Raw genomic sequence first — 17483 nt, 5'->3', positions numbered from 1 at the left:
CAGCTGAAACAATCGGGGAATCAGGTGGAGACTCTACTGAACCAGATTTTAAGCCCCCCTACGCTAACGCTTAGAGGTATGGGCCTTATACCCTAAAAAAAGAGATGAAGTGGGTGAAATTATATGAGCGTATTTTTTGTTGGTGCCGGTCCTGGGGATCCGGAATTGATTACTTTAAAAGGTAAAAGGCTTCTAGAAGAAGCAGATATTATTATTTATGCAGGGTCACTGGTAAACCCGAAAGTTTTGGGTTTCGCTAAAAGCAGTGCAGAAATTTTTGACAGTGCCTCCATGAACCTGGAGGAAATTATTTCTGTAATTGAGAAAGCAGCGGCTCAGGCTAAAAAGGTAGTAAGGCTGCATACTGGGGATCCCGGTATTTATGGCGCCATTCAAGAACAGATTAACCTGCTGGAACAAAAAAAGATTCCCTATGAAGTGATCCCCGGAGTCAGTTCAATGTCTGCTGCGGCGGCAGCACTAAAAAGGGAATTTACTCAGCCGGGAATAACCCAGAGTGTCATTGTTACCCGTATTGAAGGCAGGACTCCAGTACCATCGAAAGAAGACTTATCCCTTTTAGCCAAGCACAGGGGTAGCATGTGCATATTTTTAAGCGTGCAGAAGATGGAGGATGTGGTCAGCCGGCTGCTGGAGGGATATACCCCTGAAACTCCCGTGGCCGTAGTTTATAAGGCTTCCTGGCCTCAGGAGAAAATTATTCTGGGGAATCTTTCAAATATTACTCAGAAGGTAAAAGAAGAGGGCATTGAAAAAACTGCCATGATCCTGGTGGGAGATTTTATCAGCGGGGGTGGGGAACCCTCAAAGCTGTATGATTCCGGCTTTACCCATGGTTATCGGGAGGCCAAAAGTTGAAAATAGCAGTCCTTGCCCTTACCCGGGGGGGAGAGTTAACCGCTGTTAGAATTCAAAGGTCTTATACTGAAGGTGAGGTTGATTTATTTCTCCCGGAGAAATTAAAGTCTGAGAACAGTGGGACAAAAACTCAAAAGGGCAGGACTTATTATAAGGGTTCCTTCAAAGAAACATTTTGTTTTTTGTTTAAAAAATACCGGGCACTGGTATGTATTATGGCTGCAGGGATTGTAGTACGGACGTTGGCTTCACTTTTAAAGGATAAATATGAAGACCCGGCGGTGGTGGTACTGGATGAGCAAGGCGAATTTGCTGTTAGTCTGCTTTCGGGGCACTTGGGGGGAGCTAATGCCTTGGCCGGGGAAATAGCCCAAAAAATTGGGGCTCAGGCGGTCGTGACCACGGCCACTGATGTTTGTAACAAGCCGGCAGTAGAAATGCTGGCCCGGGATTGGAAGTTGGTGCTGGAGCCTAGAGAGAATATTAAAAGAATTAACTGGGCTCTGGCAGATGGCCTTCGGATAAAAGTTTTTGTTGATGGAGATATTCAGGTCCCTCCCATATTTACTGAGGATGATGAAACCTTTGAAGGTCCTTATCCCTATGAAGTTCCAGTTTGTCAAGGAGAAAAGGGAACCAGGGAGAAAGTTTCGGGTTCTCCCTGCCTGATTATCTCAAATACCTTATTTTTAGAACCTGTTACAGACAATAATACTATCCTGGCCCGGCCCCAAAATATTGTTTTAGGAGTGGGATGTAAAAGGGGCACCAGCCAAGAGGACCTGATCTCCTTTATCCAAAGGTGTTTTCAGGAGGAAGGCATCAGTCCTCTTTGTTTAAAGAAAATTGTTTCCATAGATATTAAAAACAATGAAGAGGGGCTGCTGGAAGCTGCCCGTAGATTGAAAGTTCATACAGAATTTTTGACTGAAGAACAGATAAAAAATGTAAAAGTCGAAGTCAGTCGGTCCAAATTTGTTGAAAAAATTACGGGTGTTGGTTGTGTCTGCGAGCCGGCGGCATTATTTGGAGCAGGAAGGGAGGAACTATTGTGGAAGAAGAAAAAAAATCAGGGCATGACCACAGCGGCGGCCCGGGTACTATACAGGTGGTGGGAATAGGACCGGGAGATTTGTCTCAGCTTACCTTTAAGGCTCACCAGGCCCTAACCGAAGCTCAAGTGATAATAGGCTACTCCACCTACTTGGAATTGATACCTGCCTATTTGGAGGGGAAAGAGGCCATTTCTTCGGGGATGATGAAAGAGGTGGATCGGTGCCAAAAGGCGGTAGAAATGGCCCTGCAGGGGAAAAAGGTAGTGGTGGTAAGCAGCGGTGACCCTGGTGTATATGGTATGGCGGGACTGGTATTAGAGCTTTCATCGCCCCATGGAATTCAGGTGGAGGTAGTCCCTGGAGTTACAGCGGCCAATGCTGCTGCGGCAGTCCTGGGGGCCCCCCTAATGCATGATTTTACCGTCATCAGTTTGAGCGACCTTTTGACCCCCTGGGAGGTTATAGAAAAGCGGTTGGAGGCTGCAGCGGCCGGGGACTTCATTGTAATTTTATATAATCCTGCCAGTAAAAAACGGAAAAAACAAATAATCAAAGCTAGAGAAATATTTCTTTTGCATAAAGACCCAAAAACACCGGTAGGCATTGTGAAAAATCTATATAGAGATGGCCAAGAGGTTACAATTAGCAATTTGGATAATATGTTGAAGCAGGACATTGACATGTTTACCACGGTGGTAGTAGGAAATTCTAAGACTTACCAACAGGGCAATCAGATGATTACCCCACGGGGTTACAACCTCCCATAACACATTGAGTTCATTTTAGATTATAACAGATTCTAACAGGCTGTATAAAAAGGAGGGGAGCCTACTAAATTGTTACTGTTAATAGCAGGGACTACTGAGGGAAGAGTGCTTTTTCACCGTTTGAAAGGGACCGGACTAAAACTGATTGCTACCTCTCTAACGGATTATGGAATAAATCTGTTAAATGGTGAGGGAGACTCAAACTTTGAAGCCGTAAAAGGCTCTTTGGACAAAACAGGGCTAAGCCAATTGATAGAGGAAAAATCCATAACCAAAATTATAGATGCAAGCCATCCCTTTGCGTTGGAAATTAGCAAACATGCTATGGATGCAGCCCGGGAACAGGGTGTGGTTTATTTAAGGTATGAACGTTCTCCTTTGATTCTTCCTGAAAATAATTTGATTAAAAGAACAGATGGTTTTCAGCAGGCAGCGGAGGAAGCGGTTGGTTTTGGCAGAGTAATCTTTTTAACCATTGGGGTTAGAAACCTTCAACCTTTTGTTTCTACAGCCGAAAAGCAAGAAAAGAATATTGTAGCCAGGGTTTTGCCTCTGGAATCATCTTTGAAAGCCTGTCGGGAAAATGGACTGCAGCCTTCACAGATTGTTGCGTTACAGGGAACCGGTAGTAAGGATTTGAATAAGGAGTTATTTAAATTTTACCAGGCCAGTGTATTGGTTACTAAAGACGGCGGCACCACCGGGGGAACATTAACTAAGATTGAAGCTGCTTTGGAATTAAATATTCCGGTTATTTTTATTCAGAGACCGAATCTGGATTACGGAAAAAATGTTTACCATCAAATGAATAAATTAATAGAGCAGATTATTAATAATGAAAAATAATTAGGAGGTTTAACTAAAATGAATTCAGGGATAATACTATTAGCACACGGCAGTCGAAAGAATGGTGCCAACGAAGTAATTGAACAGTTAATGGAAATGGTTAAGGGGGATTTCGGAACTGATAAAGTAAACTACGCTTTTTTACAGTTTAGTAATCCCACTCTTCAAGAGGCCATTAAGGAACAGGTGGAAGCAGGGGTTCAAGAGGTTACCATAGTTCCGGTATTCTTATTTAACGGCATACATATCAGTGAAGATATTCCTGAAATTATAGAGCAGGAAAAGAAAAACTATCCTTCTCTAAAATTACTTGCCGCTGAGGCTTTGGGGATGGATCGGAGAATCGCAGAAATCGTAAAAGAGCGTGTCCAAGAAGTTAGGAAAGGATAATGTGACTATGGACATCATTAATGAACCTTTAAAAATTGAAGAAAAAAGTATGGCTATTATTGAAGAGCACCTTCAGGGAATGAATATTCCCTTTGGAGAGAAGCAGGTGACAAAAAGGGTTATCCATGCTACCGGGGACCCCACCTATGCAGGAATTATGGCTTTTAGCCCTCAGGCAGTGAAAACAGCGGTGAACATCTTAAAAGAAGGAAAAAATATAATTACCGATGTGGAAATGGTCAGGGTAGGAATCAACAAGAAAATTACGGGCCGTCTGGGGGGATTGGTGGAATGTTTTATGCATCATCCGGAGGTTATAAAGGGTGCTGAAGAAGAAAAAATTACCAGGGCTTCTTTTTCTATGCATTGGGCTAAAGAAAAAATAAACGGGAATATTGTTGTCATAGGGAATGCTCCCACGGCTTTATTTACCCTGCTGGACATCATCGAAAAAAAGGAAGTAAAACCAGCTTTTATTATAGGCGTACCCGTGGGTTTTGTTGGTTCTGCTGAAGCAAAAGAAGCCCTGGAAATGCAGCAGGAAATCCCCTATATTACCCTGAAAGGGGTAAAAGGGGGAAGTCCGGTGGCTGTATCTATAACTAACGCTTTATTAAAGTTGGCTGACGGGTAGACATTGATAGGAGCAGCGGTGTGATGAGAAGCAGATGGCTTTAAGACATTTATTTTTAAATTGATGCTTATAAGGGGGTGCCTGCCAGATAAAGGCAGCACTTAACTAAGGAGGCTTTTTAAGCATGAGGTTTATTGTAGCCGGAACCCACAGTGGGGTCGGGAAAACAACCATTACAGCCGGTATTATAAAAGCTCTTAAAGTGAGAGGGTTAGAGGTTCAGCCCTTTAAGGTGGGGCCCGATTATATTGATCCGGGTTATCATACTCATGCCTCTGATAGGCAGACCCGAAATCTGGATGGCTGGATGCTGACCCCTGGGCAGGTACAGGAAGTATTATCCCGCAACATACCTCGGGGAGGAGTTGGCGTAATAGAAGGGGTCATGGGTCTTTACGATGGATATGCTGCTGATCGAGAGGAGGGAAGCACAGCCCATATCGCTAAGATTACTAATTCACCGGTCTTTTTAATCATAGATGGGGCAAAGATGGCCCGTAGTGCGGCGGCAGTGGCTTTGGGTTTTAAAACTTTGGACCAGAAGGTTCCCATAGCCGGTTTAATATTTAACCGTTTGGGTGGGAACAGGCATTATGATTTATTGAAAAAATCGGTGGAGCCTTTAAATATACCGGTTTTGGGTTATTTTCCCCGGGAATTGGAGATGCTTCTACCGGAAAGGCACCTGGGTTTAGTGCCAACGTCGGAGATGAGCTCATTAGACGAATTTTTAAATTACTGGGCAGCCATGGTAGAAAGATGTTTAAATCTCGAGGAAATAATTAAAATTTGCGACAGCTTCCCTAAAGCTCCCATTCCGCAAAATACCACTCTTCCCAAAACGTTTCAAAGTGCCCGCTGTAACTTGGCTGTGGCCAGGGACGATTCATTCACCTTTTATTATCCAGAGAATTTGGAATTGTTGGGATCCCAGGGAGCATCCATTATGGAAGTAAATCTATTGAAAGACAAAAAGCTTCCTCATAATTGTCACGGATTATATATTGGAGGAGGTTTCCCTGAAGTCTTTGCAAAGCAGCTTTCAGAAAATGAATCTATGGTTAAAAGTGTTAAGCAAGCTGCTCAGAGGGGAATGCCTGTTTATGGTGAATGCGGTGGTTTTATGTATTTAACCCGGGGAATAAAAGATTTTCAGGGCAGGTTCTATCCATTAACTGCAATATTTGACTGTGATGCAGTAATGACTGAAAAAAGGCAGGCCCTGGGATATGTGCTGGCAAAAACTCAGGTGGATAATTTTTTAACCCATCAAGGAGAAGAAACCCGGGGACATGAGTTTCACTGGTCTGATATCACCCGGGAGGGTTTGACGGATTATGTTTACAGTTTCCCTAACAAAGGGAACCGGAAAGATGGCCTCCTCTACAAAAACGTCCTGGGTTCTTATGCACATCTACATTTTTACAGCAATCCTCTAATTGCACAAAGGTTTGTTGAAGCCTGTACCGAATATTATAGGAATAAATATCATGTTAAGTAGTGAGGGTGAGCATGTGGTTTGTCAAGATTGCCCTTGACAGGCTTGACAGGCTCCAACTTTAAAGGGGTGTGGGAAAATGAAGGCTCAAAACAAATTGGTACTGGTTACCGGAGGTGCCAGAAGTGGAAAAAGCATATATGCAGAGAAACTGGCTAAAGAACTCAGTGAAAAGGTGGTTTATTTGGCTACTGCCGAGGCAAAAGACTTAGAAATGGTGGAAAGAATAAAGGATCACCAGGCGGCCAGGCCTGCTAGCTGGCAAACTTTGGAGGAGAGCAGAGAAGTTGCTGCTGCTTTAGACCGTATTCCCCAAGGAACTGAGGTAGTTCTCTTGGACTGTCTTACTTTTTGGACTACCAATCTTTTAATGGAAAGACTGGGAGAAGAAGAGCCTGGTGGAGAAGAGGTTAAGAGATTGGAGCGGGAACTACTTGAAGAAGCCAGGATTTTGGCTCTAAAACTGGAGCAAAAAAAACAGGAATTCAGTATTATCGTGGTATCCAATGAATTGGGCATGGGACTGGTTCCCGAATACCCCTTAGGGCGCATTTTCAGAGATGTGGTGGGAAAAGCAAATCAGATGGTAGCAGCAGCTGCAGATGAGGTTTACTTCCTGGTTAGTGGGATTTCTCAAAAAATTAAAGGAAATACTTAAAGCCCATCATAACCATACTAATGACGGCGGAGGATTTGCTAATATGGAACTGCTTATAATCGCATATTGTGTTGACCTGGTGGTTGGAGACCCCAGGTGGATTCCTCATCCGGTGGTAATTATAGGTAAATTTATTATTTTTCTTGAGAATAAACTTTATAATGAAAATTTATCTCCCCGAATATTATACTATCGGGGTTTTCTGCTGGCACTCGTAGTAATGATTTTTACCCTGGGAAGTATTGGAGTAATTTTGTGCACTTCTCGATTTATAGATCCTTATCTTTATTCTTTAGTATACATATGGTTTCTGGCTTCAACTTTAGCGGTGAAAGGATTGGGACAGGCAGGATTGGATATATTGAAGAGTTTGGAAAAAAACAGCATTCAAAATGCCCGAAAAAAAACCGGTGAGATTGTTGGTAGAGATACGGAAAACCTTTCTGAAATAGAAGTTGCCCGGGCGGCGGTGGAAACTGTTGCTGAAAATACTGTGGATGGGGTTACAGCGCCTTTATTTTATGCTCTTTTAGGCGGGCTGCCTTTGGCTTTGCTTTATAAAGCCATCAATACTATGGATTCTATGATAGGGTATAACAATCAACGGTATGCATATTTTGGAAGATTTGCGGCAAAATTAGATGACTTGGTGAATTATATACCGGCCAGGTTGACTGCGATGTTCATGCTTTTTTGCTCCCTGCTTTTAAGATATAATTGGAAAAGGGGATGGAAGGTTCTGCTGACGGATTCCCGGAATCATCCCAGTCCTAATAGCGGATATTCCGAGGCGGTTACCGCAGGAGTCCTGGGAATTCAGCTGGGAGGAACCAACTTTTATCTGGGGGTTCCCTCCAAAAGACCTGTTATAGGTATTAAGACCCGGGATATTGAACCCCGGGATATTCTTTATTCCGTAAGACTTATGTATCTCACTTCATTCATAACGTTGGCCGTAGGAATAATCATAAAAATATTAATTAATTAAAGACATGTGGAACCTTTTGGTCCTAAGCTTTACAGATAATATTTAAGTAATGTACTTGAAAAAGGAAAGAGGCGATTCCATGAAAGCATTTTTGATTGCTATGCAGTTTTTAACCCGTATACCAGTTACCGTGAAAGGCAGCATAGAGGAGGATGAACTTTTAAAATCTATTTATTTTTATCCTCTTATCGGGTTGATTATCGGTATAATTTTGTTTTTTATAAACCAACTGGTAAGCGGGGTAATGCCTTCAGGGGTTATACCCACAGTGATATTGGCCTCCCTGGTTTTTCTTACGGGAGGCCTGCACATGGATGGTTTTATGGATACTATGGATGCCCTGGGAAGTGGTGCGGAAAAGGAAAGAGCCCTGGAAATCATGAAGGACAGCAGGGTAGGTGCTTTTGGGGTTTTAGGTGCAATTATTTTATTAATTGTTAAGTTGAGTTTTTTACAAAATCTTAGTATACACGTTTTCCCAGATGTTTTACTGGTAATGCCTATTTTATCCCGGTTGGCTGTTGTAGTTTCTATGCCTATGGGGGATTATGCTCGGGAGGGCTACGGTCTGGGGAAGGTAATGATAGACGGAGTGGGTTGGAAACAAGTTTTAGTAACTACGGCTTTCAGCTTGCTTTTAGTGTTTCCAGTTATTGGGTTTAGGGTTTTTAGTATTTCTGCAGTTTTAATTCTCTTTCTTTTTTTATGGAATGGTTATCTTAAAAGAAAGATTGGGGGAATCACAGGGGATACTTTGGGAGCCACTATAGAAATGGCAGACGTGCTGGTTTTAACAGTTATGCTGCTTTTCTAAAAAATAACATTAAAGGATGAAGGGTATGACCAATAGAATTCATGGTGGAGACGTAGAAAAAATGGGGAAAAAGTTGGGCTTGAGTAAAGAGGAACTGATTGATTTTAGTGCGAACATTAATCCCCTGGGGCCTTCCTCTAAAGCAGTGGGGAAGATAAAAGAAAGTTTATGGCAAATAATCAATTATCCGGATCCGGAATGCTGGGAATTACGGGAGGCTTTAAAAAAATTTTACCCCCTTAATAATGAAAACCTCATTTTTGGAAATGGAGCCAGTGAACTCATTTTTATTTTAATGAAAGTACTCCAACCCTGTAATGTATTAATTCCGGCACCTACCTTTATTGAATACCAGTTTGCAGCCATGAGTGTGGGCAGTGAAGTGCATTTTTTGAAATTGAATAAAGAAGATGAGTTTTCCTTTCCCCTTGAGCAGTTGAAAAAGCAAGCTGTTAAAAACGATGTGCTTTTTTTATGTAATCCCAACAATCCTACTGGAACTTTGTGGGATAGGGAACAGGTAAGGGAGATTGTTGACATTGCTCAAAGGAATAACCTTTTTATGGTGCTGGATGAAGCTTTTATGGATTTCTTGAAGGATGAAAAGAAATATTCCTTTCTTTTTGAAAAGGAGTATTTAGATAACGTGTTTATATTACGGTCTATGACTAAATTTTTTGCTATACCGGGGCTGCGGTTGGGGTGGGGTGTGGGACCGGGAGAGATCATAAAAAAAATGCATTTGGCTAAAGACCCTTGGAATGTAAATAGCCTGGCACAGACAGCAGGAAAAGAAAGTTTGTTGGATGAAGAATATATTCAGAAAAGTCGGAAGTATGTAGACATAGAAAAGGAATATTTGTACCAAGAACTGAAGAAAATTAAGGGGCTAAAACCTTATTGCCCTTCGGTAAACTATATTTTTGTCCAGCTAACCCAAAAAAACCTTACTTCAGGAGGACTTAGGGAGACTCTAGCTCAAAAGGGGGTATTGATCCGGGACTGCTCAAATTATCCCAACTTAGATTCCCATTTTATACGGGTAGCCGTAAGAAAAAGGGAAGAGAATCGGAATTTAGTCAGGGCTCTGCAGGAGGTTATCAGTCAGGGATAGAAACAAATACCCCGAGGGAAAACTCTTGTGGGCGTTAATTCTTTCAAAGAGAGTGGTGGGATCAATGCTTAAGACTATTTATCTGCTGAGACATGGTCAAACCCTGTGGAATGACCAGTGGCGCCTTCAGGGGCAGAAAGACATAGATTTGAGCCCAAAGGGTATGCTGCAGGCCAAAAGGGCGGCGGAAAGTTTGATAAAGGTTGATTTTGATTCTATTTACTGCAGTGATTTAAGCCGGGCGGTGAAAACTGCAGAAATTGTTGCTGAAGGAAGGGAAAATGAAGTCATTAGGACTGAAAAACTTAGGGAGGTCAGCTTTGGCAGCTGGGAAGGAAAGAACTTGCAAGAAATCACCGGCCAGGAAAGGGAATATTATAAATCCTGGCTCCGGGATCCGGTAAATTATCCTGTTCCCGGGGGGGAATCTATGGTTGACGTAAAAAATAGAGTTATTAATTTTTTAGATACTGTCCTGGTAAAGAAAGATGAAAAAATTCTGCTGGTTTCCCATGGCGGCCCCATAAAAATCATTATTGCCAAGGCCCTACATATGAACCTTTCCCATCTATCCAGCCTGGTTATTTCTCCCGTCTCTTTGAGTATTCTCCAATACTACGAAAAACAGCCTTATGTTATTCTTTTTAACGATACATGTCACCTAAAAGGCCTGTAAAATATGAATAAGATATATGATTCGACATGTTTTGGGCAGGAGTTTTTAACTGCATTGACGAATTAACATATAAATAATAGGAAATAATAGGATTTATATTATTATTTTACTGTAACTACCTCTTTTAGGAGGACATAATATGGTTTGTGAAAAAAATGAAGAACTAATCATGAAAAAAAACATAAAATTCAAAGTTAGATTTGACTATATGGGCAGGCCTAAATCAGCTAAATTTTTTTTTGGACGGAAAAATTCAGAAAATATTGCAGAGGACATGCGAGAACAGCAGGTTGCTATGTGGAGGAATATCCCGATTCAGGGGGTAAAGGTGGAAAACATAGACCTGGGAGAAATATACAGGGTATATGATGAAGAACTGGAGGAGGAAATTGCTTATGCTCCTATGGAACTTCTGGTGATGGTATACAATGTCGAGGATATTGTAAGATTTATTGTGAAGGATGAATTTAGAAAAATTGAAATTCTGGAACCAAACAATATAGATTTGTCTAAACATCAGGTGGAAAGACTGTTGTTTAAGTTTAACGAAGAAATGAAGAATATGATTTTTTTAAAAGCGAAGAAGTATAAAGAATGATTTCCGCCATTGAGACATAATATAATGTAAGATTGTTATTATATTTAGTTTATAGGATGAGCGGGGGATTTTTATGAGTTTTGAAAGATGGTTTGCCCGGGTAACGGAAAAGTTTGAGTTTTATTTGTTTAGAGCGGCTCTCAGTTTATTAGTTCTGCTTATTGTAACTCAGGTAGTAATGAGCAATGAAAATGTTCGTTCATTTTTATCTTTGGTTGACCAGAGGGAGGGGATTCCCTTGGAAGACTATGAAGAAGATCAGCCGGTGGTTTCACCTTCTAATACTATTGGATCCGATGTAGAATATTTTATGCTGTTGGCAGCTGAGGCTGAGTCAGAGGCATCATTAGAAGACTTGAAAGTAATTATTAACAATGAAAAAGAATATAGTTTTCAGGACAACCAGGTTGAAATAAAAGTATATTCCGGGGATGTTATTGAAATAGATGGAAGCAGTTATAGTTTTCCCGTCAGAGTCATGGTAAGTGATGCTTCAGAGGATTTGACTTCTACCTTGTCACAGGCTTTTGTGATTACTTACGGAACCATTGAACTTCTGGGATGGGTGATAACAGAATAAAGGACTTGCCAATGTTACAAAAATATTGTATTATTTGTAAAAGAGGCGCAGTAATTAGGGGATGACATTGGTGAACAGATTAGTTAGAGGCATAAGAGGAGCAACATTTATCGAAAAGAATGAAGTTGAGTCTATTATTCGAGGGACAAAAGAATTATTAGTGGAAATGGTAGAAAGAAATAACATTTGTACTGAAGATATCTGCAGTGTTTTATTTACCAGCACCCTGGATTTGAACGCTGCTTTTCCAGCGTTGGCTGCCAGAAAACTGGGATGGAAGTATGTGCCCATGCTTTGTTCTGTGGAAATAGATGTTCCTGATTCATTACGTCAGTGTGTAAGGGTACTTATGCAGGTTAATACTTGTTTAGAACAGCATCAGATTAAGCATGTTTATCTAAAAGAAGCTAAAAAATTACGGGATGATCTGTAAACATCAACAACACTAACTGTGTTGTTTTTTGCGTTTTTTTAAATTTTAAGAGGAAATAGCTAATTTTTAGAGAATCAACATATGGTATGGATAGTTTTGGGGGTGAAAAATTGGTTCATGTAAATATAGCTATAGATGGACCAGCAGGAGCAGGGAAAAGTACTGCTGCTAAGGGTGTTGCTAAAAGGCTGGGGTTAAAGTATATAGATACCGGGGCCATGTACAGAGCAATCACCTGGAAAGGTATATTAAAAGGAATAGATTTTGAAAAATCCAGGGAAATAGAACTGCTAACTTCAAATACTGTAATTAACATTAAAAAAGGTTCCGATGATAGTAATAGAATTTACCTTGATGGTGTTGATGTTACCACGGAAATAAGAGACCCGTCCGTCAACCGGAAAGTCTCGCTGGTGGCCAAAAACCAACAGGTAAGAGACATGATGGTTGCCCAACAGCGGGAGATTGCTTCCGGCGGTGGAATAGTCATGGATGGAAGAGACATTGGCACCCATGTTTTACCCGGTGCACATTTTAAATTTTTTATCAATGCTACTTTGGAAGAAAGGGCCCATAGACGTTATCTTGAATTAACTAAACAGGGTCATGAAATAAGTGAAGAAGATGTTCAAAAAGAAATCAGTATGAGGGATAAGATTGATACAGAGAGAGAATTTTCTCCGTTAGTGGCAGCAAAGGACGCTATTTTTGTCGATACAACTAATCTTACTGCCAGGGAAGTTGAAGAAAAAATAGTAATACACGTAAAAGAATGTATCCAGGCTGGCACAGCCTGATAATGAGGTATTTATATGTTTTATATGATAGTCAGAGGATTATTCCGCATAATTTTTAAAATAATTTTTCCCTTAGAATTAACTGGGGTTGATAACATTCCTGCCAATGGCCCGGCGATTATTTGCTCCAATCATATCAGTTGGTGGGATCCACCACTGATGGCTGCAATGAATTTCAGACCCAGTACTTTCATGGCTAAAGAAGAATTGTTTAAAAATTATATATCAAGAAAAGTTATTTATGCTTTGGGAGGTTTTCCTGTAAAAAGGGGAGTGCCTGATAGAAAAGCCATTAAGACAGCGTTAGAAAATCTTAATCAGGGAAAGGTTCTTACTTTATTTCCCGAGGGAACCCGAAGCAAAACCGGTCAATTATTAAACCCCCTGCCCGGAGCAGGATACATAGCGTTAAAGAGCAAGGCTCCTATCATTCCAGTAGCTATTAAGGGTCCGTATAAGGTTTTTAGGAAAGTTCAAGTTAAAATAGGGCCTCCCATTTATGCAGATGATGTTAAAATCGAAGGAAAAGGAAAAGCTATAGAATATGTAAGCAGATTTCTAATGCAAAATATAAAAGATATGCTTTAAATAAGAACTAAATTCAATCAATTGTTGATAATTCCAGCAGGAGAGATGGCTTTTGAAAATAAAATTTGCTGAACATGCAGGTTTTTGTATTGGGGTAGAGAGAGCTCTTAAAATGGCTCTTGAAAAAGCAGATGAAGGTGATATAATTTTTACCTTGGGTCCGTTAGTACACAATCAGCAGGTGGTGGATTTTTTAAAACAGAGAAATATTAATTATGTAGATACGTTGGGGGAAATTGAAGAGGGGACAGTAATTTTTAGAAGTCATGGGGTTCCGCCGGAAGTTGTAAAGGAGGCGGAGGACAAGAGTTTAAGGATTATTGATGCTACTTGTCCCTTTGTTAAAAAAGTACAAGATAAAGTTTCACATTTGGCTGATCAGGGGTATCAAATCATCATTGTAGGGGATCCTGAGCATCCGGAGGTGAAAGGGCTGATTGGTTGGTCAAAAGGACAGGCAGTTGTAATAGACGACATAAATAAAGTAAAGGAACTCTCCCATAGAGAAAAAATTGCCGTAGTTTCTCAAACTACGCTGGGAGAGGAATATTTTAACCGGGTAGTGGAAGAAATAAAAAAATACAGCCCCGGATTACATATTTTTAAAACTATATGCAGAGCCACAGGTTTACGTCAAAAGGCTGCTGTGAAGTTGGCAGAGCAGGTGAACCTCATGATTGTGATTGGCGGGTACACCAGCTCAAATACCAGCAAACTGGCTGCCGCATGTAATATGACCGGTACACCGACCTATCATATCGAAAAAGCGATAGATTTACAAAAAGATTGGTTGGATAATATAAATGTTGTGGGTGTGACTGCCGGTGCTTCCACACCCATCTGTAGTCTAAAGGAGGTATACAGTAGAATGTCAGAATTTATGAAGGAAAACGATGAAAAAGAAGTTCAAGAGGAAGAAATCCTAAAGGAAGATAAGATAGAAGGAGAGGCAGAGGAAGCAGTGACTGAAGAAGAACAAGTAGTTGAAAATATCCAGATAGAACAGGATGAAACTGAGGTAAATGCAGCAGAAAAAGAAGATGTGTCTTTTAAGAAAGATGGGGAGGAATTGTCTGCTGATGATTATTCCAGCAGTATTCCTAAGAAGGGCAGTACTATTCAAGGAAAAGTAATTCAGGTGACTGAAAGTGAGGTTAATATTGACCTTAATTTAAAAAACGATGGTGTTATTCCGAGAAACGAGGTTAGTTTAAACGAGGGAGAGTCTTTACAGGAGTTATTTCAGGTGGGAGATGAGCTTGAGCTTTATGTGCTGAAAGTGCCTATGGCAGACGAAGATCGGGTGATACTATCCAAGAAGAGATTTGACCGGGAAAAGTTATGGAATGATTTGGAGAAGGCCCATGAAGAGGGAAATGATATGACCGCCCGGGTTTCTGAGGTTGTAAAAGGAGGATTAATCCTTGATTTAGGCATAAGAGCTTTTTTGCCAGCCTCATTGGTTGATTTAAGATATGTTCCTGACCTTCAGCAGTTCGTAGGGGAAGAAATGAAGGTAAGAGTCATTGAACTGAACCGGTCAAAAAATAAAGTTGTGGTTTCCCGTAAAAAGGTATTGGAACAGGAATTGGAAGAAACGAAAAAAGAAACACTGGGTCAAATTAGCCAGGGAGAAGTCATAAAAGGTGAAGTAAGAAGGCTGACAGACTTTGGTGCCTTTGTAGATGTTGGCGGTATTGACGGTTTGGTGCATATATCTGAGATATCTTGGCAAAGAATCGAGCATCCTTCAGTAGAACTAGAAGTTGGACAATTTGTGGATGTTAAGGTACTTTCTATTAATCCTGAGGAGGAAAGGATTTCCCTCAGTATTAAGCAGGCCAAGCCGGATCCCTGGACGGTAGTTAACAATAACTTTACAAAGGGAGAGTTGGTTACCGGACCCATAAAATGCGTTGTTGATTTTGGGGTATTTGTAGAGATCATGCCTGGGGTAGAGGGACTGGTTCACATTTCACAGTTGTCGGAAGAACATGTCACTCATCCCAATGAAGTGGTAAGTGAGGGCCAGGAACTCACGGTTAGAATATTAGATATTAATCCCAGTGATAAAAGAATTAGTTTGAGTCTCCGGGAAGCCAAGAAGGAAAAGGTACAAAAAGAAAAGCCCCGGGTAACCCAGCCAAAAGAAGAAGAAGATCCCAAAGGAACAGGTTTTACCATGGGTGAGGTTATGGATTTAGGAGACTTCTTTGACAATGCTAAAACAGAAGAAGAATAAATGGAGATAATAGAATGACCAGAATTTCTCGAAAGGACGACCATATTAATTTTAGTATGGAGCTTCCAACACATTCTGCAGATTTTAAAGATTGCGCTTTCGTACACATGAGTTTACCAGGCGTTGATTTTGATAATATTGATTTAAAAACAACTATTGCAGGCTTATCTTTAAGCCTGCCTATTTTTATTAACGCCATTACCGGAGGAACCCTTCTAAGCAAAGAAATCAATAGTAAGCTGGCCTCGGCAGCCAGGAAAGCCGGAATTGCTATGGCGGTGGGTTCACAGATGGCAGCTATAGAAAACAAAGAGATGGAGAGAACCTTCAAAGTCGTCCGGGAAATATATCCTGAGGGTATTGTTTTTGCCAATATTGGAGCCTATGCTAAACCGAAGGATGCGGAGAAAGCGGTGAAGATGCTAGAGGCTAGTGCTTTACAGCTGCATTTAAATGTCCCGCAGGAGTTGTTAATGTCGGAGGGGGATCGACATTTTAAAGGTTATCTGGATAATATAAAAAGAATTAAAGAAAACATAAGTGTTCCACTGATTGTAAAAGAAGTGGGCTTTGGTATGAGCCGGGAAACTGCACTTAAGTTGACAGGTATTGGAGTAAAAATACTGGACATAGGAGGGCGGGGAGGTACTAATTTCATGCAAATTGAAGCGAGTCGAAGGGGAATACAGCCGGATAAGGAACTGCTTAACTGGGGTATTCCTACCCTGACCAGTCTGCTGGAGGTAATGGACGTAGTTAAAAATAATGGAGATGTGATTGCCTCCGGGGGAATAAATAATGCAATGACAGCAGCCAAGTCCCTGTGCTTGGGTGCAAAAGCAGTTGGAATTGCTGGTTTGCCCATTAAGATTATACTAGAGCAGGGGGAAGATTTTTTTCTAAAATGGCTGGAAAACTTGATGTATAACTTAAAAATAATTATGGCTATGGTGGGAGCTGCTAATATAGAGGACTTTAGAAACAAGCCCTTGGTGATTACAGGTGAAACTGCTTGCTGGATGGATAAAAGGGGAGTAGATCTAAGCTGGCTGGCTCGCCGATAAGCAATAATTGATAAATTCAAGCCTCAGGTGACTATCCAAAACTTTTGATAAGTTTTGGATAGTTTTTTAATGCCTTAAAGCTGGAATAAAAAAATGGGTTTTGGTTACTATAACAAATAGTTCTTAAGAAAATTTGAAGGAAGTGAAAATTATGGCATCAGGTATGGTTCTTTTGGTAGTAATAGGAGTTTTAATTTATCTGGGATTTGCTCAAAGGATACTGGATAAGATGAGATTGACGGATCGACAGGCACTTCTATTTATCGGGGCCGTCTTAATAGGTACTTTTATTCCGGATATTCCAATCACTGATAACTTGGGCATAAATATTGGGGGAGGGGTTCTTCCTATTTTATTAATTGGCTATCTGCTGATGAAAGCAGATACAGTCAAAGAAAAGAGGAGGGCGGTTACTGCTTTAATCGTTGCCACAGTGGTTGTTTATGGGGCTGCTAAAATCATTCCGGTGGAACCAACCTATAATTTTTTTTTAGACCCCATGTATATTTTTGCATTACTGGCTGGTATTGTAGGTTATCTGGCCGGAAGATCCCGCAGGTCTGCTTTTATCGCAGGGTCTGGTGCAATGATTTTAACTGATGTGGTCTCCCGAATTGAAGTTGTATTGATCGGGGGAGAGGGTTCTTTAGTTATTGGGGGAGCGGGAATGTTTGATGGAATTATTATTGCCGGTTTAATCGCTGTATCTCTGGCGGAAATAGTTGGCGAAACCAGAGAACATATACAAAGACCTGCAACTTTTAGCAGGGAAAATGAACATCAAGAACATCATGAAAATCAAGGTGAACAGGAAGAAAATCAAAATCCCGACCATAATCCTGACCGCCAGGGGGGTGAATAG

At 40.9% G+C, this 17483-nt stretch carries 20 protein-coding genes; all 20 read left to right on the top strand.

Going from position 1 to position 17483, the window contains the following annotated elements; translation table 11 throughout:
• The first annotated feature begins 123 nt into the window (after positions 1-123).
• Positions 124-879: a precorrin-4 C(11)-methyltransferase gene (gene cobM / locus HUE98_RS10530; protein WP_241420606.1), complete on the top strand. Its 756-nt coding sequence runs from the start codon at positions 124-126 to the stop codon at positions 877-879.
• Complete coding sequence (locus HUE98_RS10525) at positions 876-2000, top strand: cobalt-precorrin 5A hydrolase (RefSeq protein ID WP_241420605.1); 1125 nt, start codon at positions 876-878, stop codon at positions 1998-2000. The genes cobM and HUE98_RS10525 overlap by 4 nt, the downstream gene beginning before the upstream one ends.
• Positions 1931-2701 carry a precorrin-3B C(17)-methyltransferase gene (gene cobJ / locus HUE98_RS10520; protein ID WP_241420604.1) on the top strand — a complete coding sequence of 257 codons (771 nt, stop codon included), beginning with the start codon at positions 1931-1933 and terminating at the stop codon, positions 2699-2701. Before HUE98_RS10525 ends, cobJ begins: the two co-directional genes overlap by 70 nt.
• 69 nt (positions 2702-2770) lie before the next feature.
• Positions 2771-3547 (top strand): precorrin-6A reductase, encoded by a 777-nt coding sequence (gene cobK, locus HUE98_RS10515; protein ID WP_241420603.1) that lies wholly within the window; start codon positions 2771-2773, stop codon positions 3545-3547.
• Between the two features lie 18 nt (positions 3548-3565).
• Positions 3566-3937, top strand: coding sequence for a sirohydrochlorin chelatase (locus HUE98_RS10510; RefSeq protein ID WP_241420602.1), 372 nt, complete (start codon positions 3566-3568; stop codon positions 3935-3937).
• 7 nt (positions 3938-3944) lie between these two features.
• Positions 3945-4571, top strand: a complete 627-nt coding sequence (locus HUE98_RS10505) for a precorrin-8X methylmutase (RefSeq protein ID WP_241420601.1) — start codon at positions 3945-3947, stop codon at positions 4569-4571.
• Between the two features lie 124 nt (positions 4572-4695).
• Complete coding sequence (locus HUE98_RS10500; RefSeq protein WP_241420600.1) at positions 4696-6072, top strand: cobyrinate a,c-diamide synthase; 1377 nt, start codon at positions 4696-4698, stop codon at positions 6070-6072.
• A 76-nt stretch (positions 6073-6148) separates the two neighbouring features.
• On the top strand, positions 6149-6727 hold the full coding sequence (gene cobU / locus HUE98_RS10495) for a bifunctional adenosylcobinamide kinase/adenosylcobinamide-phosphate guanylyltransferase (protein WP_241420599.1): 579 nt from the start codon (positions 6149-6151) through the stop codon (positions 6725-6727).
• Positions 6728-6770: 43 nt separating this feature from the next.
• Positions 6771-7715 carry an adenosylcobinamide-phosphate synthase CbiB gene (gene cbiB / locus HUE98_RS10490; protein WP_241420598.1) on the top strand — a complete coding sequence of 315 codons (945 nt, stop codon included), beginning with the start codon at positions 6771-6773 and terminating at the stop codon, positions 7713-7715.
• A gap of 79 nt (positions 7716-7794) precedes the next feature.
• A complete protein-coding gene (cobS, locus tag HUE98_RS10485; RefSeq protein WP_241420597.1) occupies positions 7795-8529 on the top strand; it encodes an adenosylcobinamide-GDP ribazoletransferase in 735 nt (244 codons plus the stop codon).
• Positions 8530-8554: 25 nt separating this feature from the next.
• The gene (gene cobD / locus HUE98_RS10480) at positions 8555-9643 is read left to right on the top strand and encodes a threonine-phosphate decarboxylase CobD (protein WP_241420596.1); all 1089 of its coding nucleotides are present in this window, start codon (positions 8555-8557) and stop codon (positions 9641-9643) included.
• A gap of 64 nt (positions 9644-9707) precedes the next feature.
• On the top strand, positions 9708-10319 hold the full coding sequence (locus HUE98_RS10475; protein WP_241420595.1) for a histidine phosphatase family protein: 612 nt from the start codon (positions 9708-9710) through the stop codon (positions 10317-10319).
• A gap of 139 nt (positions 10320-10458) precedes the next feature.
• On the top strand, positions 10459-10917 hold the full coding sequence (locus tag HUE98_RS10470) for a hypothetical protein (RefSeq protein ID WP_241420594.1): 459 nt from the start codon (positions 10459-10461) through the stop codon (positions 10915-10917).
• 73 nt (positions 10918-10990) lie between these two features.
• Positions 10991-11497 carry a hypothetical protein gene (locus tag HUE98_RS10465; protein WP_241420593.1) on the top strand — a complete coding sequence of 169 codons (507 nt, stop codon included), beginning with the start codon at positions 10991-10993 and terminating at the stop codon, positions 11495-11497.
• Between the two features lie 61 nt (positions 11498-11558).
• Positions 11559-11930, top strand: a complete 372-nt coding sequence (aroH, locus tag HUE98_RS10460) for a chorismate mutase (protein ID WP_241420592.1) — start codon at positions 11559-11561, stop codon at positions 11928-11930.
• A gap of 110 nt (positions 11931-12040) precedes the next feature.
• Complete coding sequence (gene cmk, locus HUE98_RS10455) at positions 12041-12727, top strand: (d)CMP kinase (RefSeq protein WP_241420591.1); 687 nt, start codon at positions 12041-12043, stop codon at positions 12725-12727.
• Between the two features lie 15 nt (positions 12728-12742).
• Positions 12743-13315, top strand: coding sequence for a lysophospholipid acyltransferase family protein (locus tag HUE98_RS10450; protein ID WP_241420590.1), 573 nt, complete (start codon positions 12743-12745; stop codon positions 13313-13315).
• 52 nt (positions 13316-13367) lie between these two features.
• Positions 13368-15557, top strand: coding sequence for a bifunctional 4-hydroxy-3-methylbut-2-enyl diphosphate reductase/30S ribosomal protein S1 (locus tag HUE98_RS10445; protein ID WP_241420589.1), 2190 nt, complete (start codon positions 13368-13370; stop codon positions 15555-15557).
• A 14-nt stretch (positions 15558-15571) separates the two neighbouring features.
• Entirely contained in the window at positions 15572-16621 is a 1050-nt protein-coding gene (gene fni, locus HUE98_RS10440; protein ID WP_241420588.1) for a type 2 isopentenyl-diphosphate Delta-isomerase, read from the top strand.
• A 151-nt stretch (positions 16622-16772) separates the two neighbouring features.
• Positions 16773-17483: a DUF1614 domain-containing protein gene (locus HUE98_RS10435; RefSeq protein WP_241420587.1), complete on the top strand. Its 711-nt coding sequence runs from the start codon at positions 16773-16775 to the stop codon at positions 17481-17483.

This window comes from Candidatus Contubernalis alkalaceticus (assembly GCF_022558445.1).
Lineage (GTDB): Bacteria > Bacillota > Dethiobacteria > SKNC01 > SKNC01 > Contubernalis > Contubernalis alkaliaceticus.
This window is presented reverse-complemented; position numbering and strand designations above follow the sequence as displayed.

Excerpts from the sequence above, each read along its gene's own strand:
- HUE98_RS10500 (WP_241420600.1), top strand. The coding sequence starts at position 4,696 with ATGAGGTTTATTGTAGCCGGAACCCACAGTGGGGTCGGGAAAACAACC.
- fni (WP_241420588.1), top strand. The coding sequence starts at position 15,572 with ATGACCAGAATTTCTCGAAAGGACGACCATATTAATTTTAGTATGGAG.
- cobS (WP_241420597.1), top strand. The coding sequence starts at position 7,795 with ATGAAAGCATTTTTGATTGCTATGCAGTTTTTAACCCGTATACCAGTT.
- cobD (WP_241420596.1), top strand. The coding sequence starts at position 8,555 with ATGACCAATAGAATTCATGGTGGAGACGTAGAAAAAATGGGGAAAAAG.
- HUE98_RS10470 (WP_241420594.1), top strand. The coding sequence starts at position 10,459 with ATGGTTTGTGAAAAAAATGAAGAACTAATCATGAAAAAAAACATAAAA.
- HUE98_RS10505 (WP_241420601.1), top strand. The coding sequence starts at position 3,945 with ATGGACATCATTAATGAACCTTTAAAAATTGAAGAAAAAAGTATGGCT.
- HUE98_RS10465 (WP_241420593.1), top strand. The coding sequence starts at position 10,991 with ATGAGTTTTGAAAGATGGTTTGCCCGGGTAACGGAAAAGTTTGAGTTT.
- cobM (WP_241420606.1), top strand. The coding sequence starts at position 124 with ATGAGCGTATTTTTTGTTGGTGCCGGTCCTGGGGATCCGGAATTGATT.
- aroH (WP_241420592.1), top strand. The coding sequence starts at position 11,559 with ATGACATTGGTGAACAGATTAGTTAGAGGCATAAGAGGAGCAACATTT.
- HUE98_RS10450 (WP_241420590.1), top strand. The coding sequence starts at position 12,743 with ATGTTTTATATGATAGTCAGAGGATTATTCCGCATAATTTTTAAAATA.
- HUE98_RS10475 (WP_241420595.1), top strand. The coding sequence starts at position 9,708 with ATGCTTAAGACTATTTATCTGCTGAGACATGGTCAAACCCTGTGGAAT.
- cobU (WP_241420599.1), top strand. The coding sequence starts at position 6,149 with ATGAAGGCTCAAAACAAATTGGTACTGGTTACCGGAGGTGCCAGAAGT.
- HUE98_RS10510 (WP_241420602.1), top strand. The coding sequence starts at position 3,566 with ATGAATTCAGGGATAATACTATTAGCACACGGCAGTCGAAAGAATGGT.
- HUE98_RS10435 (WP_241420587.1), top strand. The coding sequence starts at position 16,773 with ATGGCATCAGGTATGGTTCTTTTGGTAGTAATAGGAGTTTTAATTTAT.
- cbiB (WP_241420598.1), top strand. The coding sequence starts at position 6,771 with ATGGAACTGCTTATAATCGCATATTGTGTTGACCTGGTGGTTGGAGAC.